The organism is Sphingobium xenophagum NBRC 107872 (assembly GCF_000367345.1).
GTDB classification, from domain to species: Bacteria; Pseudomonadota; Alphaproteobacteria; order Sphingomonadales; family Sphingomonadaceae; genus Sphingobium; species Sphingobium xenophagum.
Map to the genome: position 1 here is coordinate 16449 of NZ_BARE01000039.1, position 23126 is coordinate 39574.

Consider the following 23126-nt stretch of genomic DNA (forward strand, 5'->3'; position numbering starts at 1 on the left):
TCGGGGCCAGCCTGTCCGGTCCGCCGCGATAGCGCGGAGGTGGTGGCGGATCAGACACCAGCCAGCGGCCTCTCGCCAGCCCAGGCCCTCTCGATCGTCGCGCGTATTTCATTTTCCTCCAGCGGGCGCGGGTTCCAGTATGAGTTGGTCACGGCCAGCTTGGCCGCGAGCGCCACGCCGTCATGCGCCATTCCGAGATTGCGAAGCCCGGCGGGAATTTTGAGGGCGCGAGTGAGTTCGTAAAGCGCTGTGACGGGATCGGGCTGCCCAAGCGCCATCCGCATGGCGTCCATCGCATAGGGAGTCGCGGGTGCGTTATATGCCACCGAATGGGGAAGAAGGATCGCGTGTGTTTCGGCGTGGGGAAGGTTGAAGGTGCCGCCGAGCGTGTGACAGAGCTTGTGATGGAGCGCCATTCCGACAGCGCCAAGGCACGTCCCGCACAGCCAGGCTCCGTAGAGCGCTTCCGACCTGGCTTCCACATTTGCCGGGTCGTCCACAATGATCGGCAGCGCCTTGGCGAATGCCCGGATCCCTTCCTGCGCCATCAGGCTGATGACCGGATTCCGCTCCCTTGCATATAAGGCCTCGACGGCATGGGCCATTGCGTTGATTCCGCTGGTGGCGGATAGCGCAGCTGGCAAGGTCAAGGTCAGTTCGACATCATAGACAACGACCTCCGGCAGGATGCGCGGGTCGGTCTTCGTGACCTTGCGCGCGTTCTCCGTCTCGCCGAGGATAGGAGTCATTTCCGATCCGGCATAGGTCGTGGGCAGCACGATCTGCGGCAGATCCGTCCGCAAGGCGACCGCCTTGCCGAGGCCGATCGTGGAGCCGCCGCCAATCGAGACCACGCCGTCGGCCGCGAGCGCTTCGATATGGCGCAGCGCCTCATTGGTGACTTCGACGGGGGTGTGCATCGCCGCGCCGTGGAAGGTGCCCGCGCAAAGACCGCCGAGGCTTTCCGCGACCGCCCACGCCTGCTCCGCCTGGTCGGGGGTCGACAGGACGACCACCCGGCCGAGCCCGAGCGCCTCGACTTCGGACGAAAGCTGGCGGCGGGTACCGGCGCCGAACACCACCCGTCCCGGATTTGCCTTGTAGATGAACGGCTCGATGCCCATGACGCTACGCCTTCAGAGTGGCTCGACCTCGACCGTCAGGCTGGAGAATCCGCGCAGGATGTTGTGGAGCGCGCGCTGCTCCTCGACGATCCTGATGCGCTTGACCCGGCGCGCCAGCGACTTGAAAATCGAGCGCATCTCCAGCTTCGCCAGATTCATGCCGACACACATATGCGGTCCGGCGCCGAAGGCGAGGTGCCCGGCAGCGTTCCGTGAAACGTCGAACCTGTCGGGGTCGGCGAATTTGCGCGGATCGCGGTTCGCCGCGCCGTAATAAGCAATGACGCGCGACCCTTCCGGCAGCAGCACGCCGTCCATGTTATAGTCCTTGGCAACATAGCGCCCAAAGTCCTGGATCGGCGCTTCCATCCGCAGAATCTCGTTGACCGCCGAAGGGATGAGGCTCTGGTCTGCGACGATCCGGTCCCATTGGTCCGGGTTGTTCGCAAACAGCCACACCCCGTTTACGATCCCGAAGATCGTCGTGTCCAGGCTGGGCCCCATATAGTCGATCATCATGACCGGAACCGCTTCCGGCGGCACTTCGCCCCGCGCAGCCGCATCATGGATCGCTTCGGCCCAGCTCCCGGGCTTCAGCTTGCCTGGAACGGCCTGCGTCCTTGCATAGGTCATGAGCTCGTCGAGCACCGGAAGCGAATCCCGCATCCGCCCGTTGGCCGGGCCGAAGCAGTTGAACATGCCGATGCTCCACTCCATCATCCGTTCACGACCCTCCTCGGGAAGGCCGACCGCGTTGGAGACGATGGTCAGCGGCAAGTGGGTCGCAAGCTGCGTCGCCGCGCAGAAGGTTCGCCGGTCGACCAACCGTTCGACGATGCGCTCGGCTTCGAGATCGACCTCGTCCTGAAGGCTCTTGAGCGCCGCTGGCGTCAGCGGTTTGATCACCACCTTGCGCAGCATGTTGTGAAGATCGCCGTCGCTGCACAGCGTATTCCCGCGCAGCACCTGGTTCATCTCTTCGTTCATCATGACGCCGAAGCGCGAGGGAAAAGCCGCGTCATTCTGAAGCGCGGCCAGGACGCTGTCATATCGCGTCAAAGCGAACATATTGTGCTTGTCGAGCCAGACTGCCGGCCCCATGTCGCGCAGCCTGTCGTACATCGGCCAAGGATCGAGGAGGACGTTGTCCTCATAAGGGTCGATATCGGAACGCGGTGCTCTTTCGACAATAATCTCGCTCATCATAAAAGAGGGGGCGGCTTTCCCGCCCCCTTTCCCTATTCTAGAAGTGAATCCCCAGCTTTGCATACCATTGGGCGGGGGCGTTGTAGGTTCCGTAGATCGGACCGATCGAAAGCTGCGCGAGCCCCGTGACGACATAGCGCTGGTCGGTCACATTGGTGCCGCCCACCGTCAGATCCCAATTCCCCGACGGCGCCCGATAGGTCGCGCTCAGATTGAGGATGTCGGTCGATGGCCGCTGCAACAGATAGGTGCGCTCGGTATCGTTCCACACCGACGACGTGCGCGTATAGTCGACAACAAGGGTAACCGACCCGCCGCCAAGATCAAACTTGTAGCTCGGGCTCAGGTTGACCTTCCACTTAGGTGTTTTCGGAAGGGCCGCACCGGCATAGATGCCCGCCTGGAGCGGATTGGGCGCGAGCACGAAGTCCGGCAGGACACTCGTATAGGAGGCATCGGTATAGCCGACCGACGCGTTGACGAACAGGCCCTGCACCGGAGCAACCACGAACTCTGCCTCGAAGCCCTTGATCCTGGCGACGCCGGCATTTCGGATCGTCGGCGCGATGCCGACCTGCAGGTTGAGCTGGATGTCCTCGTACCGGGTCGTGAACGCCGCGAAATTGAACTGGAGCGCGCGATCGAGCAACGTCGACTTGAGACCCGCCTCGAAGGTTTCCGCCTTCTCAGGCCGGAAGTCGGGGGCGACTGCGCCGCCGGGCGCGGTCAGGCGCGTCGTCCAGCCGCCCGTTTTATAGCCGCGCGACCAGCTACCGTAGACCATGACGTCGTCGGTCGGGTGAAGCTGCACGCCGACCTTGGGCGAAAAGTTCGTGAACGTCCGGCGCTGCGGGACCGCCGTGTAGAAGCGCAGCGGCTGCGAAGGGTCCGGGATGCCGATCGCCGTCGAACACGGGTCGCCATAGGTCGTGCAGTTCGCAAGCTTGTAATAGAGACCATTGCGGTCGGTCTGACCGCCAAGGAAGTCCTTGTCTTCATGCGTGTACCGCCCGCCGACCGTGATGCCGATGAAGTCGGAAATCCGCCAGTCGGCCTGACCGAAGAACGCATAATTCTCCGTCTTAAGATTATTCGGTCCCTGGATCTGAAGGAGGCCGTCACCAAAGGTGACATAGTCGTTCATGAATCCCTTCTCTTTGAAGTAATAGCCGCCGACGACGAAATTGAGCCTGTTGTCGAGGAAGTTTCCGAGAAGCTGCGTTTCCTGGCTGAATTGCCATTGCTTGAGCGAAAAGCCGACCTCCAGCATCTGCACCGGGGAACCGTCGCCATCAAGACCCGTACCCCAATCGAGATCGCGATAACCCGTGATCGATTTCAGCGAAACATTGTCGGTAAGCTCGTATGAGGCGATCCCGGTGAGACCCCATGATGTCATCCGCGAAAAATTCTGCGCGGTCGCATAGGTCGTGTCGATGTCAGACGTGATGAACCGGTCGTCGAAAGGCAACCGGTCGTTGGTCGGATCGCCATCCACGTTGAGACCGGCGAGGCCCGGCAACAGCCGGCTCGGATCGAGCGGCGTTCCCCGGCTGCCGCAAACCGCTCCCAACCCCGCTGCGGCGAGCGCATCGGCGGGAGTGGAAATGCACAGATTGTAGATTGTCGCGAGCGGCGGGGTCGCGGGCGTTCCCGCGGGGCCGGGCGGCGGAGTCAGCGACACGCCAAGCAGGCTGTTGGCGGTCGCGGTCGTATCCACCTTCGTATAGTCGCCCGACACCTTGAACTGCAGTCGTGACGTCGGCTCCCACACCAGCTTTCCGCGGATCGTATATTCGCCCTCCCCGCCCGATCGGCCGTTCGTGTCGTAGCCGACCTGGCGGAAGGCCGTGACGGGGTCGGAATTGATCGGCGAAGACGAGGGGAACGGAATGCCGCGCTGAAATCCCCTGCGCGACTTCTCCGAGAAGGTCACCAGCGCATTGAGATGATCGGCGATCGGCAGATTCACCGTGCCGCGCACATCCAGGCGATTGTAGCTTCCGGTGATGACCTCGCCGTCGAAACCGAACGCGTCGGTCGGGTCCTTGGTCGTGATCGAGATCGCACCGCCGATCGTGTTGCGCCCGAAGAGCGTCCCTTGCGGCCCCTTCAATATCTCGACGCGCTCCACATCGGGCAGATCAAGATTGGCGCCGACCGTGCGCGCAAGATAGACGCCGTCCAGATATACGCCCACGCCGGGATCGACGTTCATCGCGAAATCCTGCTGGCCGATGCCGCGTATGGTCGCGCCCAGGACTTGCGACGAACCCGAAAAGGGGGCTGCGGCATCGAGGGTAACGCTGGGTGCCAGGTTGGAAAGCGCCGCGACGCTGTCGATGGCCCGCTCCGACAGGGCCGTACTGGTGAACGCGCTGATCGCGATTGGCACGTCCTGCAGCTTCTCCGAGCGTTTTTGAGCGGTAACGATGATATCGCCGATCCCGCTTTCTTCCGCCTGGGGCTGCACCGGTTGCGCTCCTTCCGGCCGCGTAGTGTCGACCGTCTGCCCGTAAGCAGGCTCAACAGACAAAAGGGACGCGAGTGACGTTATCGCGCCGAAATATAAAAGGGCCTTAGCCATGCCTCTCCCCGATCCTGCCTATGCCGCCGGCTTTTTCCAGCGTGCGTTTTCCCAGAGGATGCGCGCCATCGCCGAGGATGGCACACGTCCTCGTTCTCATGCTTATGCCCCGTCCTGAAAGCCGTCCTGCACGATCAGAGCGCCGTGCTGCATGAAACGGGATGCCTTGCACTGATATCCGCCGCTCGGATCCGCTCCCGAAGGTCGGCTCTGTGCAGCCATGTGCCGATATGTGCAGGACGAAATATCGTGAGCGGCGCATGCTGTGGTGCCCGGGCCGGGTCAGATGCCAGGTACCGGCAGGAGATCTGGATGCCCTATTTCGAAGCCCCGCGCTCAGCGCTTCTCGTCAACTCGTTGTGCGGCGCCGATGCCAACCCGCGCCTGCGCCTCATCGTGGACGCCGTCGTCCGGCATCTTCACGCCGCCATCAAGGAAACCGCGCTCACTCCGGAAGAGTGGATCACTGCCATCTCCTTCCTGACGAGGACCGGGCAAATGTGCGACGACAAGCGACAGGAATTCATCCTGTTGTCGGACGTCCTGGGGATTTCGATGCTGGTCGACGCGCTCGCAACCCAACGCGGGCCAGGCGCCACGGAAAACACCGTGCTCGGGCCATTCTATGTCTCCGACGCGCCGCGACACGAAAATGGCGCGGATATCCGCCTCGAGAAAAAGGGGGAAGCCACTCTCATCGAAGGCACCGTCACCGACCTTTCGGGTCAACCGATTTCAGGCGCGAACATCGAAGTCTGGCAGGCGGATACCGACGGCTTCTACGATGTCCAGCGCCCTGCAACCATCCCCGAAGGAAATCTGCGGGGACAATTCACGAGCAGCGAACAAGGCGGGTATCACTTCGTCACCGCCAAGCCGCTCCACTATTCGATTCCCTGCGACGGCCCCGTGGGGGAGCTGCTCGATGGTCTTGCGCGTCCCGCGATCAGGCCGGCGCACATCCACTTTATCGTCAGCGCGCCGGGGTTCGAACGGGTGACCACGCACTTCTTCGTCGATGATTGCCCCTACCTGCAGCAAGACCCTGTGCTCGGCGTCAAAGCCTCGCTCATCGCCGAGTTCCGGCGACCTGCCTGCTCTCACGATAGTCCTGAACCTGGCGCAACCCAATGGGCGGCGCGCTGCGACTTCGCTCTCTCCCCGAAATGATCGCATTGCCACGCTATGTCGTTGCGGTCGCGCGCCCGGGCTTGACAAGCTGCCTGGTCGTGACGCCGCCTGGTTCGGCAGCGACAGTCTCCAATTCCGGAACGCGGGACGCGGACAAAGCCGATTATCTTTACGAAGGCCGCGTCATAGCTGACAAAATGTGCAAATCGGCGCCTCCTTCGTGCAGGACGCGCCTAGACTATAGGGCCTAGATTTGGTTTGATAGGCTCGCTCGGCAGATGCATCTGCCGGATCGGGTGGATGTCTTGTAAACTTAGCCAGTTCGGGTTCCATGCAGCTGTCTCACTTTCTCGTACGCGCATTCGATGCCCATGGCGGCACTGCAATCCGCGCTCAAATTCGAGAAACACATCGAGCCCATCTCCGCCGTTCAGCTGCGGACTGCCGCTGCGTCCTTGGAGGTCCATTGCGGGACGACCATGGAGAGATGATCGGAACGGCGCTGGTCTTTGAAGCGACCAGCCGCGCCGCCGTCGAGCAATTCATGGCAGATGACCCCTATGTCAAAGCAAAGCTCTTTTCCCGGCTCGAAACCGATGTCTGGACCATCGGCCTCGGGTCGATCGAAACGTCCGATCGACTCACTTGAAGCGATCCAGGGAGTGCTCGGATGCCAGCTTCAGCCAACCCTCGGCCCAGCACAGTGAAGTTCTTGCGGACGAAGTTGATCGCTCCGACCGCGGGCGGCCTGTTCATCCATCGCGAACGGCTCGCGAGGGGCTCCAGTCTGATCCGGACCAGTCGCATCACCTTGGTGCAAGCCCCGGCCGGATACGGCAAAACCAGCCTCCTTGCCGACTGGCAGCGGCAGCTCGTCACGGGAGGCGATAGCGCGGCATGGCTCAGCATCGACAGCTATGAGCAAACGCCGAACGATCTTTACGTCGCGCTCATTCGATCTCTGGAGAATGTCGGCACCCCCGTCGACTCTCTGAACGATCTCCTCGCCGCAGACGGCTTTGCAACGGCGCACGCCCTCACTGTCGCGACGAGCAATTTGCTCATGGGCATGGACTGCCCGGTCTATCTCTTCTCTGACGACGTCCATCTCCTGTACGGCAAGCCGAGCGAAGAGGCATTTTACGATCTGCTTCAGCAGCTGCCGCCCAATGCCCATGCCGTTCTCGCGACGCGGGAGAGTCCTTCCCTCGCGCTCGGGCGATTGCGGGCGCGCGGAGAGCTTGCCGAGTTCGGCTCGCACGATCTCCGCTTTACTGCGGAAGAAGCCCGCGAGCTCTTCGCGCGGGAGGGACATGCGGGCCTTTCGATCGAGGATCTGGATGAGATCAGCTGCCGGACCGAAGGCTGGGTCTCGGGGCTGCGGCTTGCCAGCATCGCTTTGCGCGGAACAAGCCCGGGCTCGCTCCTGCAGCCCCAGATTTCGGGCCGGGAGCGCACGATCGAAGCTCTGTTCGCGGAGGAGGTGCTTGCCAAGCAGGCCGCGGATGTCCAGGAGTTCCTGCTGAAAACATCGCCGCTTTCGCAGTTCAGCGCCGATCTTGCCAACGCCGTGACTGGAAACACGAACGGTCGGCAGATGATCGCTGCGATTGAAGCGCTAGGCCTGTTCTTCTTTTCCCTCGACGCTGAGGGTATCTGGTACAGATACCATCTCCTGTTCAGCGAGTTTCTAACTCGGCGTCTGGATGAAATCGATCCCTCGCTCGCCCCTTCGATCCGCGCGTCCGCCAGCTTGTGGTTCGAGAAGCAGGGCAATTTCAACGAGGCATTCAACCACGCGCTGCGGGCCGACGAGCCCGACCGGGCGGCGCAGATCCTCGACCTCCGCTGCCAAGGCTTGCTCTACAGCGGAGATATTGGCCTCTTTCGCGGGCTTGTCGCACAGATTCCCGAGGCCACCGTGGCCAAGTATCCGCGAATTCTGCTTACCCAAGCTTGGCACGACACGATCATGTGGCGCTTCTCGGACGCCGAAATTTCCCTGTCGATCGCGCGGGATCGCATCGAGGCAATCAAACGGGAGGGCGACGCTGCCCCGGCGCACCTGCGAGAGCTCGACTATCTCTATACCCATCGCGACCTGATGCTCGCGATCTTCACGGACCGGATGGAGGATGCGCTCGACAAGCTTCGCTACCTCCAATCACTGACCCCTCACAACGACGAATATCTGCTCGGCACCAACATCACCTGCGATCTCTATGTTCGCATCAACAAGTTCGTCCGCACCGCGATCACCGATCTCTCCGCGCAGGCGAAGGCCCATTACCGGCGCAACGGAAGCACCTACGTCCTTATCTGGCATTCTTCCGTGGACGGTATCGGCCACCTGCGTGCCGGGGACCTGCACCGCGCAAATCATGCGCTCGAGGAGGCCCTGCAAATCGGCCGGCGCATCGGCGGTGACCGGTCCGGCCTGGCCGCAATAGGAGGCCTGTTGCTCGCCGAATCCTATTATCTGGCCGACCGCAGGCAGGAAGCCGCAGCGCTCCTGGAGGAGCACTCAGACGCCGCAGCCGAGATCGGATATGTCGATCAACTCGTCGCTCGCCTCAAAGTCTCCCTGCGCATCAGCCAGGCAGCCGACGGCAGATCAGGCGCCGAACAAATTCTCGCCGAGCACGCTGCGCTGGCGGCCACATTCGGCTTCGAGCGCCTCAGGCTCGCGGTCGCCGCCGAGGCCGCGCGTCATCAAGTCCGGGAAGGGCGCAGGGATCTCGCGGTCCGCTACACATTGCCCGGCGATCTGGAAGATACGCTGGAACAGCATGCGCCATTCATCGGCTGCGACGCGACATGGGAGCTGAAAGCGACGTTGGCAGTCCGCCTGGCGCAGGCGTCCGGATCCTACGGCCCGGCCGCGCGTCTGGCGGCGCGTTGGCGCGACCATGCCCAGCGGACTGGCTGGCTGCTCCCGGCGGTCCAATGGGGCATCCTTGCAGCCGAACTCGAAGTCCTAAATGGAGACCGGCTCCGCGGCTACCGGTCGCTTCGGGCCGTGATCGAGGTCGCACGTCCGACGGAGCTGGTGACGCCGTTCCTCGACGAGGGAGAGATCGTCCTCAGCGTTCTGCGCGAATATGCGGGCACGGGGACACAGACCGACGAATTCATCGGCCAACTGCTGGTACGCCAAGACGCGATATTGGGAAATCTTGCCCGAAGCGAAGCGCATGACGATCCGGTCGACGATCCGGACCTCGGGGGAATGATCGACGCCCTGACCCCAAAGGAAGTCGAGATTCTGACGGGCGTCGGCCACGGCCAGATCAACAAGGAGATCGCTCGCTACCTTGGGCTGGCCGAGGGCTCGGTCAAATGGTATCTCAACAGGATCTACCGGAAAATCGGCGTGGCGCGGCGGGCACAAGCCGTGAAGCGCGCCCGGCAACTTGGTCTGATCGCGTAGAAACGCCCGGCCCCACAAGAGCGCCGCAGTCCTGCCGTGCCCAATCCGCCAGCCTTACACCAGCCGACCAGGCTCGACGCAGGTCCTCCGCATCTCGGCAGCGGATTTCAGTGCGGAGAGCCAACGCCGCCCTAAGCGCTACAGAATTACGCGACTATCTTGTAGGCTGGGTAGTCGGTGTAGCCGGCAGCCGTGCCGCCATAAAATGTCGACCTATCCCAGGCGTTGAGTGGCGCGCCTGCGCGAAGGCGTTCGACAAGATCGGGATTGGCGATGAAGAGCCTGCCGAATGCGATGGCATCGGCATTGCCGGCCGAGATGGCTTCCTGCGCCGTCCGGAGATCATATCCACCTGCGGAGATAATCTTCCCCCGCCAATGCGGGCGTAACAGGGCGCAAGCGGACGGCATTTCCGGGCGGGAAATATCGGCTGCCCCTGTCCCGCTCGCCCGCGGCTCGATCAGGTGCATATAGGCCAGGCCGAGCTCGGAGAGCGCCTCGACCGCTCGCGTGTAAAGCGGAACGGGATCGTCCTCGCCCGTGTCATTCGCGATGCCGAAAGGCGACAATCGGACGCCAACGCGGCCAGCCCCGATCTCTTCCGCCACCGCTTGAGCCGCTTCTACCAGGAAGCGCATCCGATTTGCGATCGAACCGCCATATTGGTCCGCGCGCTTGTTCGTGCGCGACTGCAGGAACTGCTCGATCAGATAGCCGTTCGCTCCGTGCAATTCGACGCCGTCGAAGCCGGCCCGGATCGCATTGCGCGCAGCCGACCGGAACGAAGAGACGATGGCGGGAATCTCCCCCGTCTCCAGCGCGCGGGGAACCTCGAAGGACGCGCGCTCCCAATCCCTGGTAAAGGCGTTGCCCGCTGCGACTACCGCGGAAGGCGCCGCCGGGAGTCCACCGCCCGGTTGCAGGCTGGAATGCGAGATACGGCCTGAATGGACGAGCTGAAGCGCGATCAGCCCGCCTCGTTCATGCACCGCGCGCGTTACCGCACGCCATCCTTCAACCTGCGCGTCGGAATGAATCCCGGGCGCGGCCGGATAGCCTTGCCCGGTCTCGGAGACTTGCGTCGCCTCGGCAATGATCAGCCCGCCCGGGGTCGCACGCTGACGATAGTGCTCGGCATTCAGGAGATTGGGGACATTGCCCGGCTGGCTTGCGCGCATGCGCGTGAGCGGCGCCATGACCACGCGGTGTTGAAGCTCGAGCAGCCCTGCGGCAAGCGGCGAAAAGAGCGTTGGACGTTTCATTCTCTGTCTCCGAGATAGTCATCTTTTGGCCAGGAACGACCAGGCCAAGGGGCGGACCGGCAACCGACCGGTTTGGTTTCCAAGGCGATGGGGGTCCCGCAGGTGGCGGCTTGCTTCCGCAACAAGCACAGGGGCGTACAAGAGCACGTCCGGATATGCGCGCGACTGCCTCGCATGGCGCTCCGATGTCACGAGCGGGAATCATTCACAGACGATCGAGGCGACGCTGAACCGGTCCCTTTGGTATGGCGCTCACCAGGTGCGACATGAGACATTCCTACCGTCAAAGCGATACTGGACATTACAGTAACGATTGGTATCGTAAAAAATATGGGAGCGTCAACACCATCACGGACAACGCGTTAGGAATGCGGGCCAAAGGGCGGGCGCCGCCGGCCCCGCCGCCACAGCATCGATCATATAGGAGCCAATAATGGAGTATCGTCAGCTCGGCCGGTCCGGTCTCAAGGTGCCCGCGCTCAGCTTCGGCACCGGCACGTTCGGCGGCAGCAACGAGTTCTTCGAGCGCTGGGGCAAGACCGATGTCGATGAAGCGATCCGGCTGATCGACATCTGCCTCGATGCCGGCGTCAATTTCTTCGATACCGCCGATCTCTATTCGCATGGCGCTTCGGAAGAAATCCTCGGCGCGGCGCTCAAGGGGAAGCGCGACCGCGCGCTCATCTCCACCAAAGCCGCTTTTCGGGTCGGCGAAGGCGCAAACGACGTCGGCTCGTCACGCTATCATCTGGTCCGCGCGGCCGAGGCGAGCCTGAGGCGCCTCGGCACCGACCATATCGACCTCTATTTCATGCACGGCTTCGATGCCACGACCCCGGTCGACGAGACGCTGCGTGCGCTGGATGACCTCATCACCAGCGGCAAGATCGGCTATATCGGCGCGTCGAATTTTTCGGGCTGGCACCTGATGAAGTCGCTGGCCACCTCGGAGAAGAACGGCCTCGCCCGCTATGTGGCCTATCAGGGCTATTATTCGCTGGTCGGCCGCGACTATGAATGGGAGTTGATGCCGCTCGGCATCGACCAGGGCGTCGGGCTGATGGTGTGGAGCCCGCTCGGCTGGGGCCGGCTCACCGGCAAGATCAGGCGCGGCCAGCCGATCCAGAGCGGCCGCATCGCCTCGGGCGGTTCGGTCGGCGGCCCGATGGTGGATGACGAGTATCTCTACACGGTCGTCGACGCGCTGGAGGAGATTGCCGGAGAGACCGGCAAGACCATCCCGCAGGTCGCGCTCAACTGGCTGCTGAGCCGTCCGACCGTCGCCAACATCGTGGTCGGCGCGCGCGACGAAGCGCAGCTCAAGGCCAATCTCGGCGCCGTCGGCTGGAATCTGAGCGAGGATCAAATCCGCCGCCTCGACGATGCCAGCCACCGCGAACCAGCTTACCCCTATTGGCATCAGGTCGGCTTTGAAGAGCGAAACCCGACGCCGACCCGCTGGTAAACAGACGGTTGGCGAGAGCCCGGCAGCGGGCTCTCGCCAACCGGGCGTCACCCCTCAATACTTCCAGCCCAGCGTCACGCCATAGGTGCGCGGCGGCGCGTAGACGCTGGCTGCATATCCCAGCGAAGAGACGTCGAGCCCGAAAATCTCGTGAGCGTTGTTGGTGACGTTCCGGACGAAGGCCGCGATCGTCCACTTGTCGTCCGGGCTTGCATAATCCAGGCGCAGATCGACCGTCGCATAGTCTTTCTGGAAGTTCGTCCGCTCGTTGAGAGCCGTCAGGAAATGCGAACCGACATAGTTCGCATTGACCTGGCCGCCGACCCGGCCGCCGAGCGCGTCGAACGAATAGCGCACCAATCCGCCAATCGACGCGGTGGGGGCGTCGGGCAGGCGGCGATCGGCAAAGGTTCCATCCGGCAGCGGCACATTCTTGACGCGGCTGTGCATGAAGGCCCCGGTCAGGCTGACGTCCAGACCTTCGGCCGGATTGACGCGGAACTCGACTTCGCCGCCATAGGCGATCGCGTCGACGTTGAAGATTTGCTGGACCAGGTTGGTGATCGCGAACGCCTGATAGTCCTTATAGTCATAATAGAATATCGACCCGTTCAAGGTCGCGCGATTGTTGAAGAGCCGCAGCTTGGCTCCGCCTTCGTATGACGACAGCACTTCCTGCTTGTGTGGCAGCGATGCCACGACGATCGGCGGGAAGATCGGGCTGGACCAATTGCCGCCTTTATGGCCTCGCGTATAGCCGGCATAGAGCAGGACGCCCGGCGCCGGAGTCCAGTTGAGCTGGGCCTTAGCCGATACATTCCGGAAATGGCGATCGGCGCTCGGATCGGTTGCCGGGCCGTAGCTGACGGTCGGGGCGCCGCCGGTCAACACCGCCTGGAAGCCGAGCTGGTCGGCCCAGCCATAGTCGAATTTCTTGTGGTCGTCGGTGTAGCGCGCGCCAGCGGTCAGATAGAGGTCCGGGGTCAGATAATAGTCCGCCTGCGCGAAGACCGACCAGGTATCGTCGGTCAACCGATAGTCGGCTCGAAAGGCATCCTGGACCGGGGATCCGCCGACGCAGGCGGGCGCGGTGCAGGTGAGACCGATGTAGGGACCGAGATCGAAGTTTCCATCGACCCTGTAATTTCCGCGCATGCGCAGATAATAGGCGCCGGTGACCCATTTGAACGTGTCGGAACTGCCCGACAGCCTGAGTTCCTGGGAAAACTGGTTGTAGCGCTGCTGCGTGCCGTAATCGAAAAGCGTCGAGGGCGACCCGTCGCTGTCCAGCGTGAGGCGCTTGGCAACGTTCTGATAATTCGTCACCGAGACCAGCTCCGCGCCCTCGAAACCGTGGGTCACCTTCAGGGTCGCGCCATAGATGCTGCGCCTGAACATCCCCGGATTGCTGAGGTTCAAGCGATAGGGATTGCTGCCCTGCCGGTACCCGGTCAGGTCGCATCCCGGGCACGGCGAGGTGATCGTTTGGATCAGCGGAAGCGCCGCCAGATTGGCGTAGGTCCCGAACTCGCCCGGCGCCAGGGGCACGCCCAAACCACGAGGGCCGGGGGCTGCCGCCTGAGTTGTGAACGCGGCCCCGCGCGAATCGCGGTTGATATCCGCGCTGCCGATGAAGCGCACCGTCGTGCTGGGTCCCAGCTCCGCCTCGATCTGCAGCCGCGCCGCATATTCGTTGGTGTTGCCGGGATTTGCTCCGATCCCGTTGTGCCACGGCCCCTGATCATTGTTGGTCGCGACCGACAGGCGCGCGCGGACCGTGTCGCTGAGCGGCCCGCTGACCGCGCCCTCGGTTTGCGCATAGCCGTTGCCATATTCATAACCGCCGGCGGTTACCTGGGCATAGGCCTCGAACTTGTCGGTTGGCGGCTTCGACACATACTGGATGAGCCCGCCCGTCGCATTGCGCCCGAACAGCGTCCCCTGGGGGCCACGCAGGACCTCCACGCGCTCCATGTCATAGCTGCGTACTCCGATCGCCCCCGTCGATCCGATATAGGCATCGTCCTGATACACCGCGATCGGCGCCTCGAGGTGATCGGCGAAGTAATTCTGCGAAACACCCCGGATGTTGATCGCGGTCACCGAAGGATGCACCTGATAGAGGCTCACCGCAGGCGTGAGCTTGGTGATGTCGGTCGCATTGGTGACGCCCAGCTGTGCAAGTTGATCACCGCTGAAGGCGGTGATCGACAAGCCGATCCGCTGGGAGCTTTCGTTGCGCCGCGTGGCGGTAACGATGATGTCTCCAAGAACGGATGATGGCTGGGGATTCTCGGCGTCCGGCGGTGTCTGCGGCTCGGACAGCTGCGGCGCCGGCTGGTCTTGCGCCCGGGCGGCGCTTGCCGAAAGGCCGCAGGCAATCAGCGTGCTCCCCAGCAAGACTGCCCGAAGCGTTACCCCGCGGAGCGCGGGCGAAACATATAGCGGTGCCTTAATCATCCTCAATCCCCTCCATGCCTCTGGTCCCGCTCAATTGCCGAGTTTCAGGAACTCAGGTGGCGGAACTCAACCAAGGAGGCCCTAGGGTAAGTCGGCGAATGGCTGTGTCACCTAACGAAAGTTGGTGGTTGGTTTTCTGTGCCAACCTTCCTCCAACCCAGCTGCATTGCCCATCCCGGAAGCTAGCCTTCCCGAAGAGAAAAGGCTTCGCTTCCGGCAGACTTATCGGCCGGTTCCGCTCGATTTTCGCGGACACCAACTTTCGTCAGGTGACGAAGCCCGCGGCAATATCGATCCTCGCCTCGAAAAACCGAGTCGCGCCATTTCTACAGGGACGCCGACCGCGATGAAGAGGAGACGGATCTTGAACTTGAATTATATGCGACACGCTCCGGCGCCGAAGAGGCGCCCCTCGCCGATCGACGTCTTCTACGGTCGATAAGGCCACAGCGTAGCCGGACGCTCCAACGGCTCCTGCGATACCCGATCAACGTCAGCGCCGCAGCCGAGATCGAGCGCTATCCCGCACGAAAGTCGCTGCGCCACCAATCTGAAAGGAAAGAACAATGTCGACTTCCCAGGCCCAACCGGCCGCATCGACGCACAGCGACGTCATCGTCGTCGGCGGCGGCTTCTCAGGCATCTACGCGGTCCACAAATTCCGCAACGAGATGGGGCTCTCGGTCCAGGCGTTCGAGGCCGGCTCCGGAGTCGGCGGCACCTGGTACTGGAACCGCTATCCCGGCGCGCGATGCGACTTCGAGAGCATCTATTATTCCTACTCCTTCTCCAAGGAGCTCCAGCAGGAATGGGTGTGGAAGGAGCGGTTCGCGCCGCAGTCGGAAATTCTGGCCTATCTCGAACATGTGGCCGAGCGCTTCGACGTCAAGCGCAGCTTCGCCTTCGACACCCGCGTCATAGCGATGGTCTGGGACGAGGATGCCGCGCTCTGGCATGTAACCACCGATCGCGGGCAGACCCATAGCGCGCGCTTCGTCATCTCCGGCGCCGGGAATCTCTCGCTTCCCAAGGAGGGCGAATTCCCGGGCGCCGACAAGTTTGGCGGCCAGATCTACATGACCGGGCGCTGGCCGCACGAGGGCGTCGATTTCTCGGGCAAGCGCGTGGCGGTGATCGGCACCGGCTCGAGCGGCATCCAGGCCATACCGCTCATCGCGGAACAGGCCGACCACCTCACCGTCTTCCAACGCACCGCCAATTTCGCGGCACCGCTGCGCAACGCGCCGATGTCGGATGAAGAACTGGCTGAGGTGCGCAAGCGCTATACGGAGCTGCGGGTCGCCTCGCGCAAGAACTTCAGCGGCGTCCCCTATCCCGACGCTCTGCCCGCGACCTTCGGCGTGTCGGAAGACGAGCGCCGCGAAGTCTATCAGCGCTGCTGGGACGACGGCGGCTTCCGGATGCTGCTCTCGTCCTTCCAGGATCTTTTGGTCGACCCGGCGGCAAACGCCGCAGCTTCGGACTATATCCGCGCCCAGATCAGCAGGCACGTCGTCGACCCCAAGCTCGCACAGCTGCTGACACCGACCGACCACGCCTACGGAACCAAGCGGCCCGCGTTCGAGACCGGCTATTACGACACCTTCAACCGGCCCAATGTCGATCTCGTCGACCTGCGCTCCAATCCGATCGACTCCTTCTACGAGAAGGGCATTCGCACCAGGGATGGGGACCTGGAGTTCGACGCGATCGTGCTCGCAACCGGCTTCGATGCGATGACCGGTCCGCTTCTCAACATGGGCATCGTCGGCCGTAACGGCCTCACGCTCAAGGAGCGCTGGCAGGACGGCCCGAATACCTATCTCGGCATCGCGTCCGACGGCTTCCCGAACCTGTTCATGATCACCGGCCCGCAAAGCGCGGTTGCGCTCTACAACAACCCACTCGCGATCGAAGACCATGTCGATTACGCCAGCGGCCTCATCAAGTTTATGGGCGACCATGGCTATGACGTCGTCGACCCCTCGCCCGAGGCGGTCGCCTGGTGGGGAGACCACGTCCAGGAAGTCGCCAATCACACGCTCTTTTCCGACGCGAAGTCCTGGTACACCGGCGCCAACGTGCCGGGCAAACCGCAAGTCTGCATGATCTATGTCGGCGGCGCGCCGACCTACCGGAAGATCTGCGACGACATCGCGGCCGACGGATATCGCGGCTTCACGCTGGAGCACCTTGCCCAGACCGCGATCGCGTCCTGAACCCCGCCTTTGCCCGGAGAGTCCAATGCCTGTCGATGATGGAATTGCCCAGTTTCTCGCCGCGGCCGCAAGCGCGGGCGGAAAGCCCGTCGAACTGTCGAGCGTGGAGGAAGTCCGCGGGATGATCGGCTCGCTTATCCAGTTCCAGCGCACGCCGCAGGAGGTCGCGTCGGTAGAGACGACGACCTATCCCGGAGCGGCCGGCCCTCTGCCGGTCAGGATCTTCCGGCCGATCCTGGACAGGACGCTCCCGGTCATCCTTTTCCTGCATGGCGGCGGCTGGATGGCGGGTGATATCGATCTCCTCGATGGTCCCTGTCGCGCGCTCGCCAACGCGACGGGTGCGCTCGTGATCTCGGCCGCCTATCGCCTCGCTCCCGAGAACCCGTTCCCGGCAGCGCCCGACGACGCCTTCGCCGCACTCCAATGGGTGGAGGCTCACTGCAACGAATATGGCGGCGATCCGACCCGCCTCGCCGTTGCCGGCGAAAGCGGCGGCGGCACGCTGGCAGCCACAACCGCACTTCGCGCCAGGGATGCGGGCGGGCCTGCCCTTTCCGCGCAAATCCTCCTCTATCCCGCAATCGATCCGGACGCCGACACCGCGTCGCGAACCGAATATGGCGAGGGTTATCTGATCACCGCCAAGGCCGTCGACTGGATGTGGAGCCAGTATTTGCCCGATCCGACCCTGGCCCGGCTCGCCAGCCCGGCAAGGGCGAGTTCGCTCGCCGGCCTGCCCCCAACACTGGCCGTTACGATGGAATATGACGCGCTGCGAGACGAGGGCGAGGCCTTTGCCGAGCAGCTGCGGCAGGCCGGCGTCACCGTCGAGCAAGTGCGGATCGACGGCCTGATCCATGCCTCGATGACCCTGTCGGCCCTTACCGACAAGACCGACCAGATCTATGCTGCGGCCGGGCGGTTCCTGCAACGTCATCTCGCCCCCGCTCCGGACGCGGTCGAGCCGTGATCGCATCGAACCGCGCGCGCAGCGGCCTCGACCTGCCGCTCAGCCCACTTCGCTTCCTGGCGCGTGCCGCCGAGGTGCACCCGGACAAGATCGCTATCGTCGACGGCGAAAGGACTCTCACCTACCGGGGGTTCGCGGCGCTGGCGCGCGACTTCGCGAACGCACTCAGGGCCCGGCATATCGGGCCAGGCGACCGGATCGCCTTTCTGACGACCAACTCGCTGGAGCTGCTGGTCGCCCATTACGCCGTGCCATTGATCGGCGCGATCCTCGTTGCGATCAACACGCGGCTCTCGCCGGAGGAAATCAGCTATATCTGCGACCATTCAGGGGCAGCGGTATTGGTGTCCGAGGAGGACCTCCTCACCCGGCTGCTCGCGGAAGCCAGGCTCGAAACCGTCCGTGAAATCATCGTCTGCCCCGACGCAACCGGACGCACCGTCACCCTGGACGGCGCAACGTCGATGGTCGATTTTCTGGCGACGCGCCTGCCGGACGACTTGCCATGGGAAGTCGATGACGAGGATCGCGTCATCTCGATCAATTACACCTCGGGGACGACCGGGCGGCCGAAAGGCGTCATGTACACGCATCGCGGCGCTTATCTCGCCGCGCTCGGGGTGGTTCTCCATCACGGCATCACCTTCGAGACCCGCTATCTCTGGTCGCTCCCGATGTTCCACTGCAACGGATGGTGCAAACCGTGGGCGCTCGCTGCCGTAGCGGCCAGCCAATATTGCCTGCGCGCGGTGCGTGGCCCCCAGATGTGGGATCTGATCGACAAGCAGGGAATCAATTGCATGGCCGGCGCGCCGACGGTCGTCGACACGCTCGTCTCGGCGCCCGAAGCGCACGAGCTGACGAGCCCGCTCACCATCATGTGCGGCGGCGCCCCGCCCAGCCCCGCCATGATCGCCAAAGTCGCTGCAATTGGCGGCCGGATTTCGCACATCTACGGGCTGACCGAAACCTATGGCCCGTTCGCCGTCGGCGAAGCCAAGCCGGAATGGCGATCGCTGCCGATCGAGGAGCAAGCCACGCTTCTCGCCCGTCAAGGCGTCGCGATGGTGACTGGCGACACGATCCGCGTCGTGCGCGCGCTGCCCGACGATTTCGGCAGCCTTGTCGACGTCGCCAAGGACGGCGCCGAGATCGGTGAGGTCGTGATGCGCGGCAACCTCGTCATGAAGGGCTATTACCAGGATGAAGCGGCGACCGGGAAAGCCTTTGCCGGCGGCTGGTTCCGTTCCGGCGACCTGGGCGTGATGCAGCCCGACGGCTACATCAAGATCATGGATCGCGCCAAGGACGTCATCATATCCGGGGGCGAGAATATTTCGACAATCGAGATCGAACACGCTCTCGCCTCCCACCCGGAGGTGATCGATGTGGCTGTCATCGGTGTTCCTGACGAAAAATGGGGCGAGCGACCGATCGCGGTCGTTGTCGTGACCGGTGTCGATCCCGGTGATGCCAGTGAATGCGCTGCAAAAGCGGGCGAACTTGTCGACCATCTCAAACGCAGAATCGCCGGCTTCAAGGTACCGGATCGATTTGAGTTCATAGTCGAGCTCCCCAAAACCGCGACAGGGAAGGTCAGGAAGAACGAGCTTCGCGCCCTTCACGGCTAGCCAGGACGGAGCGCGGGCCGCCTTGCAAGACTCCGCTTCCCGCATGTCGGATCCCCGGGAGGCGAGAAAGCTCGTCCTGCCACGCCCCGTCGCGCGGGGGCTTGCACAGGCTTCGCCACGGACAGGACAGAGGACGGCCGGACGCCGCTCAGACGCGCTCAACCGCCAGCGCCAGCCCCATCCCGACACCGATGCAGAGCGTCGCGAGCCCGCGCTTGCCGCCGCTCCTCTCCAGCTGATGAACAAGCGTCAGCGCGAGCCGCGCGCCTGACATGCCGAGGGGATGGCCGAGCGCGATCGCGCCGCCGTTCGCGTTAACATGGGGGCCGTCGTCGGGAAGGCCGAGCGAGCGCAGGACGGCCAGGCTCTGGCTGGCGAACGCCTCGTTCAGCTCGATCGCATCGAAATCCTCGATCGTGAGATTGAGCCGCTTGAGCAGTTTCTGCGTGGCCGGCACCGGGCCGATGCCCATCACACGCGGTTCGACGCCCGCCGACGCCAGGCCGAGGATGCGCGCACGCGGCGTCAGGCCATGCGCTTTCGCCGCCGCCTCGCTGGCCACGATCATCGCCGCGGCGCCGTCGTTGATGCCGGAGGAATTGCCGGCGGTGACGGTGCCGCCCGGCCCGAACAGCGGCTTCAGCTTTTGCAGAACCTCGATCGTGGTGTCGGCGCGCGGATGCTCATCCACCGATACCTCGATCGTCTCGCCGCGCATCCTGCCCGGCACGAGGACGGGCACGATCTCGGCGGCATGGAATCCGCTTGCCTGCGCGGCGACGGCGCGCTGCTGGCTGCGCAGCGCGAAGGCGTCCTGATCGTCGCGGCCGATCCCATGATCCTCCGCGACATTCTCGCCGGTGCGCGGCATCGTCTCGGTGCCGTACAGCGCGTCCAGCGCCGGATTGACGAAGCGCCAGCCCATCGTCGTGTCCTCCAGCTTCTGGCCGCGGCCGAACGCACCGTCCGCCTTGCCCATGACGAAGGGCGCGCGAGTCATGCTCTCGACGCCGCCGGCGATGGCGAGCGCCATCTCGTCGCCACGGATCGCGCGCGCGGCGGCACCGACAGCCTCCAGCCCGGAGGCGCACAGCCGGTTCAGCGTGACGCCCGGGACCGTATGGGGCAGGCCCGCGAGCAGCAGGCTCATGCGCGCGACATTGCGGTTATCCTCGCCCGACTGATTGGCGCAGCCGTAGAAAACCTCCTCGATCGCCGCCGGATCGAGCTCCGGATTGCGCGCGAGCAGCGCTTTCATCGGCACCGCGCCGAGATCGTCGGCCCGAACCCGGGCGAGGATGCCGCCGTACCGGCCGATCGGCGTGCGGACGGCGTCACAGATGAAGGCTTCGGTCATGGGTGATCCTCTCGGAATTCGGGGTCAGGCGGCGAAGGCGAGCGGCACGCCAGTGAGCTTGCGAAGCTCCTCGATGGTGAGGCCGTCGACCATCTCGATCACGCTGGCGCCCTCCGCCCCGACGTCGAACACCGCGAGATCGGTATAGACGCGGCTGACGCAGCCCAGGCCGGTGAGCGGATAGGTGCAGGCCTCGACCAGCTTGCTCTCGCCCTGCTTGGTCAGCAGCTCCATCATCACGAAGGTCTGCTTGGCGCCGATAGCGAGGTCCATCGCGCCGCCCACCGCCGGGATCGCGCCCGGCTCGCCGGTGTGCCAGTTGGCAAGGTCGCCCGTCACCGAGACCTGGAAAGCACCCAGCACGCAGATGTCGATATGCCCGGCGCGCATCATCGCGAAGCTGTCGGCATGATGGAAATAGCAGCCTCCGGTCAGCAGCGTCACCGCCTGCTTGCCGGCGTTGATCAGTTCCCAATCCTCCTCGCCCGGCGCCGGAGCGGGGCCCATGCCGAGCAGGCCGTTCTCGCTCTGCAGGAAGATCTCGCGTTCCTGCGGCAGATAGTTGGCGACCTTGGTGGGCAGGCCGATGCCGAGGTTCACATAGGCGCCCTCCGGGATATCCCAGGCGACGCGGGCGGCCATCTGGTCGCGGTTCAGTCGGTTCATGGCGGCGCTCCGGTCAGGCGGCGGCTGCAAGGGCGGGGGCGATCTTGACCACCCGCTGGACGAAGATGCCCGGCGTTACGACCGCCTCCGGGTCGATACTCCCTAGCGGCACGATATCGGCCACCTGGGCGATCGTGGTCTTCGCCGCCATTGCCATGATCGGCCCGAAATTCCGCGCCGTCTTGCGGTAGACAAGGTTACCCCAGCGATCGGCCCGCTGCGCCTTGATAAGCGCGAAATCGGCGTGGATCGGATATTCCAGCACATGGTGCTTGCCATCGATCTCGCGGGTTTCCTTGCCCTCGGCAAGCAGCGTGCCATAGCCGGTCGGCGTGAAGATCGCGCCGAGCCCGGCGCCGGCGGCCTGAATGCGCGCGGCGAGATTGCCCTGCGGCACCAGTTCCAGCTCGATCTTCCCTCCGCGATAGGCGGCATCGAAATGATGCGAGTCCGGCTGGCGGGGGAACGAACAGACGATTTTCCGCACGCGCCCTTCGCGGATCAGCGCGGCCACGCCGCTTTCGCCGTTGCCGGCATTATTGTTGATGATCGTGAGGTCACCGACCCCGCGCGCGATCAGCGCGTCGATCAACTCGTCGGGCATACCGGCCGTCCCGAACCCGCCGATCATCACCGACGCGCCGTCAAAGATGTCGGCAACCGCCGCGCCCGCGCTCGCCACCTTCTTGTCGATCATCTGCCTCTCCGATCGTACCAGGGTTGTCGCCGCGGTCTTGTGCCGCGCGCGCCTTGCGTCAATCGATAAACGGTGTATTGTCCGATTATCGTTCGATTGGAGGACAGTCTTGAAGAATGATCCGATCCTGGAGGCCCGAGGCGATCCAGAGTTCATGACGTCCCTGGCGCGCGGTCTGGCCGTGCTGCGCTGCTTCGCCGATGAGCAACGGCCGATGACGATCGCGCAAGGCAGCCGTCTGACCGGACTCAGCCGCCCGGCCGTGAAGCGTTGCCTGCACACGCTGGTCCAACTCGGCTATGCCACGCAGGATGGGGTTCATTACGCACTGCGCCCCAAGGTGTTGGCGCTGGGCTATGCTTATCTATCGTCGAGCACGATTGCGATGCGATCCCAGCCACTATTGGATCGCCTGCGCGACGAACTGCACGAATCCTGCTCCCTCGGGGTCCTCGAGGAGGATGAGGTCTATTATGTCGCGCGTGCCGAGGTGTCGCGGATCATGTCGATTGCGCTGCGGGTCGGCAGCCGGCTCCCTCTATACTGCACCTCGATGGGCAGGGTCCTGCTTGCGGGCCAGGATCGTCCCGGTCAGGAAGCCTATTTGCGACGGACCGACCTTGCCGCCCTGACCCCGAAAACCGAAACCCATCCGTCCAACTTGATTGCCCTGTTCGATCATGTCGCGGATGAGGGCTATGCGATCGTCGATCAAGAGCTGGAAGTAGGGCTGCGCTCGATCGCCGTTCCGGTGATGAACCGCGGAAGGGTGGTCGCCGCGCTTAACATCGGAACGCAAGCCGCGCGCGTAACCGCAGCCGAATTGCGATCACGCTTCCTGCCCGCGCTTCGGCGCGTCGCCCGGGATTTGGGGGCGATGACGCTCGATTAGGAGCGTCGGTCCGTTGGCAGGTCGCC

The 23126-nt window shown here is 63.7% G+C and carries 16 protein-coding genes; 8 read left to right on the forward strand and 8 right to left on the reverse strand.

From position 1 onward, the window contains the following. Nucleotides 1-50 precede the first annotated feature (50 nt). Genes SX1_RS16305 through SX1_RS16315 form a run of 3 tightly spaced genes read right to left on the reverse strand, consistent with a single transcriptional unit; the run spans nucleotide 51 to nucleotide 4917 of the window. Entirely contained in the window at nucleotides 51-1124 is a 1074-nt protein-coding gene (locus SX1_RS16305; protein ID WP_019053841.1) for a maleylacetate reductase, read from the reverse strand. A 12-nt stretch (nucleotides 1125-1136) separates the two neighbouring features. Further along, entirely contained in the window at nucleotides 1137-2330 is a 1194-nt protein-coding gene (locus tag SX1_RS16310) for a cytochrome P450 (protein ID WP_052310914.1), read from the reverse strand. Nucleotides 2331-2367: 37 nt separating this feature from the next. Further along, the gene (locus tag SX1_RS16315; protein ID WP_052310915.1) at nucleotides 2368-4917 is read right to left on the reverse strand and encodes a TonB-dependent receptor; all 2550 of its coding nucleotides are present in this window, start codon (nucleotides 4915-4917) and stop codon (nucleotides 2368-2370) included. Nucleotides 4918-5229: 312 nt separating this feature from the next. Between SX1_RS16315 and SX1_RS16320 the strand changes: the two genes are divergently transcribed. The 3 genes from SX1_RS16320 (at nucleotide 5230) to SX1_RS22785 (ending at nucleotide 9478) form a co-directional block, all read left to right on the forward strand. Then, nucleotides 5230-6087, forward strand: a complete 858-nt coding sequence (locus SX1_RS16320; RefSeq protein ID WP_019053844.1) for a dioxygenase family protein — start codon at nucleotides 5230-5232, stop codon at nucleotides 6085-6087. Between the two features lie 292 nt (nucleotides 6088-6379). Further along, nucleotides 6380-6697 (forward strand): YciI family protein, encoded by a 318-nt coding sequence (locus tag SX1_RS16325; protein WP_026149835.1) that lies wholly within the window; start codon nucleotides 6380-6382, stop codon nucleotides 6695-6697. Nucleotides 6698-6772: 75 nt separating this feature from the next. After that, on the forward strand, nucleotides 6773-9478 hold the full coding sequence (locus SX1_RS22785) for a winged helix-turn-helix domain-containing protein (RefSeq protein WP_157410241.1): 2706 nt from the start codon (nucleotides 6773-6775) through the stop codon (nucleotides 9476-9478). Between the two features lie 146 nt (nucleotides 9479-9624). Here the strand turns inward: SX1_RS22785 and SX1_RS16335 are convergent, their stop codons facing one another. Then, a complete protein-coding gene (locus SX1_RS16335) occupies nucleotides 9625-10740 on the reverse strand; it encodes an alkene reductase (protein WP_019053848.1) in 1116 nt (371 codons plus the stop codon). A gap of 433 nt (nucleotides 10741-11173) precedes the next feature. Here SX1_RS16335 and SX1_RS16340 point away from each other — a divergent pair, with 433 nt between their 5' ends. Then, entirely contained in the window at nucleotides 11174-12205 is a 1032-nt protein-coding gene (locus SX1_RS16340) for an aldo/keto reductase (RefSeq protein WP_019053849.1), read from the forward strand. A 54-nt stretch (nucleotides 12206-12259) separates the two neighbouring features. On the opposite strand, the gene SX1_RS16345 is transcribed toward SX1_RS16340, so the two are convergent. Further along, complete coding sequence (locus tag SX1_RS16345) at nucleotides 12260-14665, reverse strand: TonB-dependent receptor (RefSeq protein WP_019053850.1); 2406 nt, start codon at nucleotides 14663-14665, stop codon at nucleotides 12260-12262. A 566-nt stretch (nucleotides 14666-15231) separates the two neighbouring features. On the opposite strand from SX1_RS16345, the gene SX1_RS16350 reads away from it, so the two are divergent. From SX1_RS16350 to SX1_RS16360, 3 genes are read left to right on the forward strand one after another with little or no spacing between them, the layout of a single operon-like run. Further along, nucleotides 15232-16884 (forward strand): flavin-containing monooxygenase, encoded by a 1653-nt coding sequence (locus SX1_RS16350; protein WP_019053851.1) that lies wholly within the window; start codon nucleotides 15232-15234, stop codon nucleotides 16882-16884. A gap of 25 nt (nucleotides 16885-16909) precedes the next feature. After that, nucleotides 16910-17857 carry an alpha/beta hydrolase gene (locus tag SX1_RS16355; protein WP_019053852.1) on the forward strand — a complete coding sequence of 316 codons (948 nt, stop codon included), beginning with the start codon at nucleotides 16910-16912 and terminating at the stop codon, nucleotides 17855-17857. Then, entirely contained in the window at nucleotides 17854-19488 is a 1635-nt protein-coding gene (locus SX1_RS16360; protein ID WP_019053853.1) for an AMP-binding protein, read from the forward strand. Before SX1_RS16355 ends, SX1_RS16360 begins: the two co-directional genes overlap by 4 nt. Before the next feature lie 148 nt (nucleotides 19489-19636). Here SX1_RS16360 and pcaF read toward each other — a convergent pair whose 3' ends face one another. Genes pcaF through SX1_RS16375 form a run of 3 tightly spaced genes read right to left on the reverse strand, consistent with a single transcriptional unit; the run spans nucleotide 19637 to nucleotide 22208 of the window. Continuing rightward, a complete protein-coding gene (gene pcaF / locus SX1_RS16365; protein ID WP_019053854.1) occupies nucleotides 19637-20845 on the reverse strand; it encodes a 3-oxoadipyl-CoA thiolase in 1209 nt (402 codons plus the stop codon). Between the two features lie 24 nt (nucleotides 20846-20869). Next, a complete protein-coding gene (locus SX1_RS16370; protein WP_026149837.1) occupies nucleotides 20870-21511 on the reverse strand; it encodes a 3-oxoacid CoA-transferase subunit B in 642 nt (213 codons plus the stop codon). Nucleotides 21512-21524: 13 nt separating this feature from the next. Continuing rightward, a complete protein-coding gene (locus SX1_RS16375) occupies nucleotides 21525-22208 on the reverse strand; it encodes a 3-oxoacid CoA-transferase subunit A (protein WP_019053856.1) in 684 nt (227 codons plus the stop codon). Between the two features lie 154 nt (nucleotides 22209-22362). Here SX1_RS16375 and SX1_RS16380 point away from each other — a divergent pair, with 154 nt between their 5' ends. Then, the gene (locus tag SX1_RS16380) at nucleotides 22363-23100 is read left to right on the forward strand and encodes an IclR family transcriptional regulator domain-containing protein (protein WP_052310917.1); all 738 of its coding nucleotides are present in this window, start codon (nucleotides 22363-22365) and stop codon (nucleotides 23098-23100) included. The last annotated feature ends 26 nt before the right edge of the window (nucleotides 23101-23126 follow it).

Coding starts and splice junctions, on each gene's coding strand:
- SX1_RS16305 (WP_019053841.1), bottom strand. CDS start 1,124: ATGGGCATCGAGCCGTTCATCTACAAGGCAAATCCGGGACGGGTGGTG.
- SX1_RS16310 (WP_052310914.1), bottom strand. CDS start 2,330: ATGATGAGCGAGATTATTGTCGAAAGAGCACCGCGTTCCGATATCGAC.
- SX1_RS16315 (WP_052310915.1), bottom strand. CDS start 4,917: ATGGCTAAGGCCCTTTTATATTTCGGCGCGATAACGTCACTCGCGTCC.
- SX1_RS16320 (WP_019053844.1), top strand. CDS start 5,230: ATGCCCTATTTCGAAGCCCCGCGCTCAGCGCTTCTCGTCAACTCGTTG.
- SX1_RS16325 (WP_026149835.1), top strand. CDS start 6,380: ATGCAGCTGTCTCACTTTCTCGTACGCGCATTCGATGCCCATGGCGGC.
- SX1_RS16335 (WP_019053848.1), bottom strand. CDS start 10,740: ATGAAACGTCCAACGCTCTTTTCGCCGCTTGCCGCAGGGCTGCTCGAG.
- SX1_RS16340 (WP_019053849.1), top strand. CDS start 11,174: ATGGAGTATCGTCAGCTCGGCCGGTCCGGTCTCAAGGTGCCCGCGCTC.
- SX1_RS16345 (WP_019053850.1), bottom strand. CDS start 14,665: ATGATTAAGGCACCGCTATATGTTTCGCCCGCGCTCCGCGGGGTAACG.
- SX1_RS16350 (WP_019053851.1), top strand. CDS start 15,232: ATGTCGACTTCCCAGGCCCAACCGGCCGCATCGACGCACAGCGACGTC.
- SX1_RS16355 (WP_019053852.1), top strand. CDS start 16,910: ATGCCTGTCGATGATGGAATTGCCCAGTTTCTCGCCGCGGCCGCAAGC.
- pcaF (WP_019053854.1), bottom strand. CDS start 20,845: ATGACCGAAGCCTTCATCTGTGACGCCGTCCGCACGCCGATCGGCCGG.
- SX1_RS16370 (WP_026149837.1), bottom strand. CDS start 21,511: ATGAACCGACTGAACCGCGACCAGATGGCCGCCCGCGTCGCCTGGGAT.
- SX1_RS16375 (WP_019053856.1), bottom strand. CDS start 22,208: ATGATCGACAAGAAGGTGGCGAGCGCGGGCGCGGCGGTTGCCGACATC.
- SX1_RS16380 (WP_052310917.1), top strand. CDS start 22,363: ATGACGTCCCTGGCGCGCGGTCTGGCCGTGCTGCGCTGCTTCGCCGAT.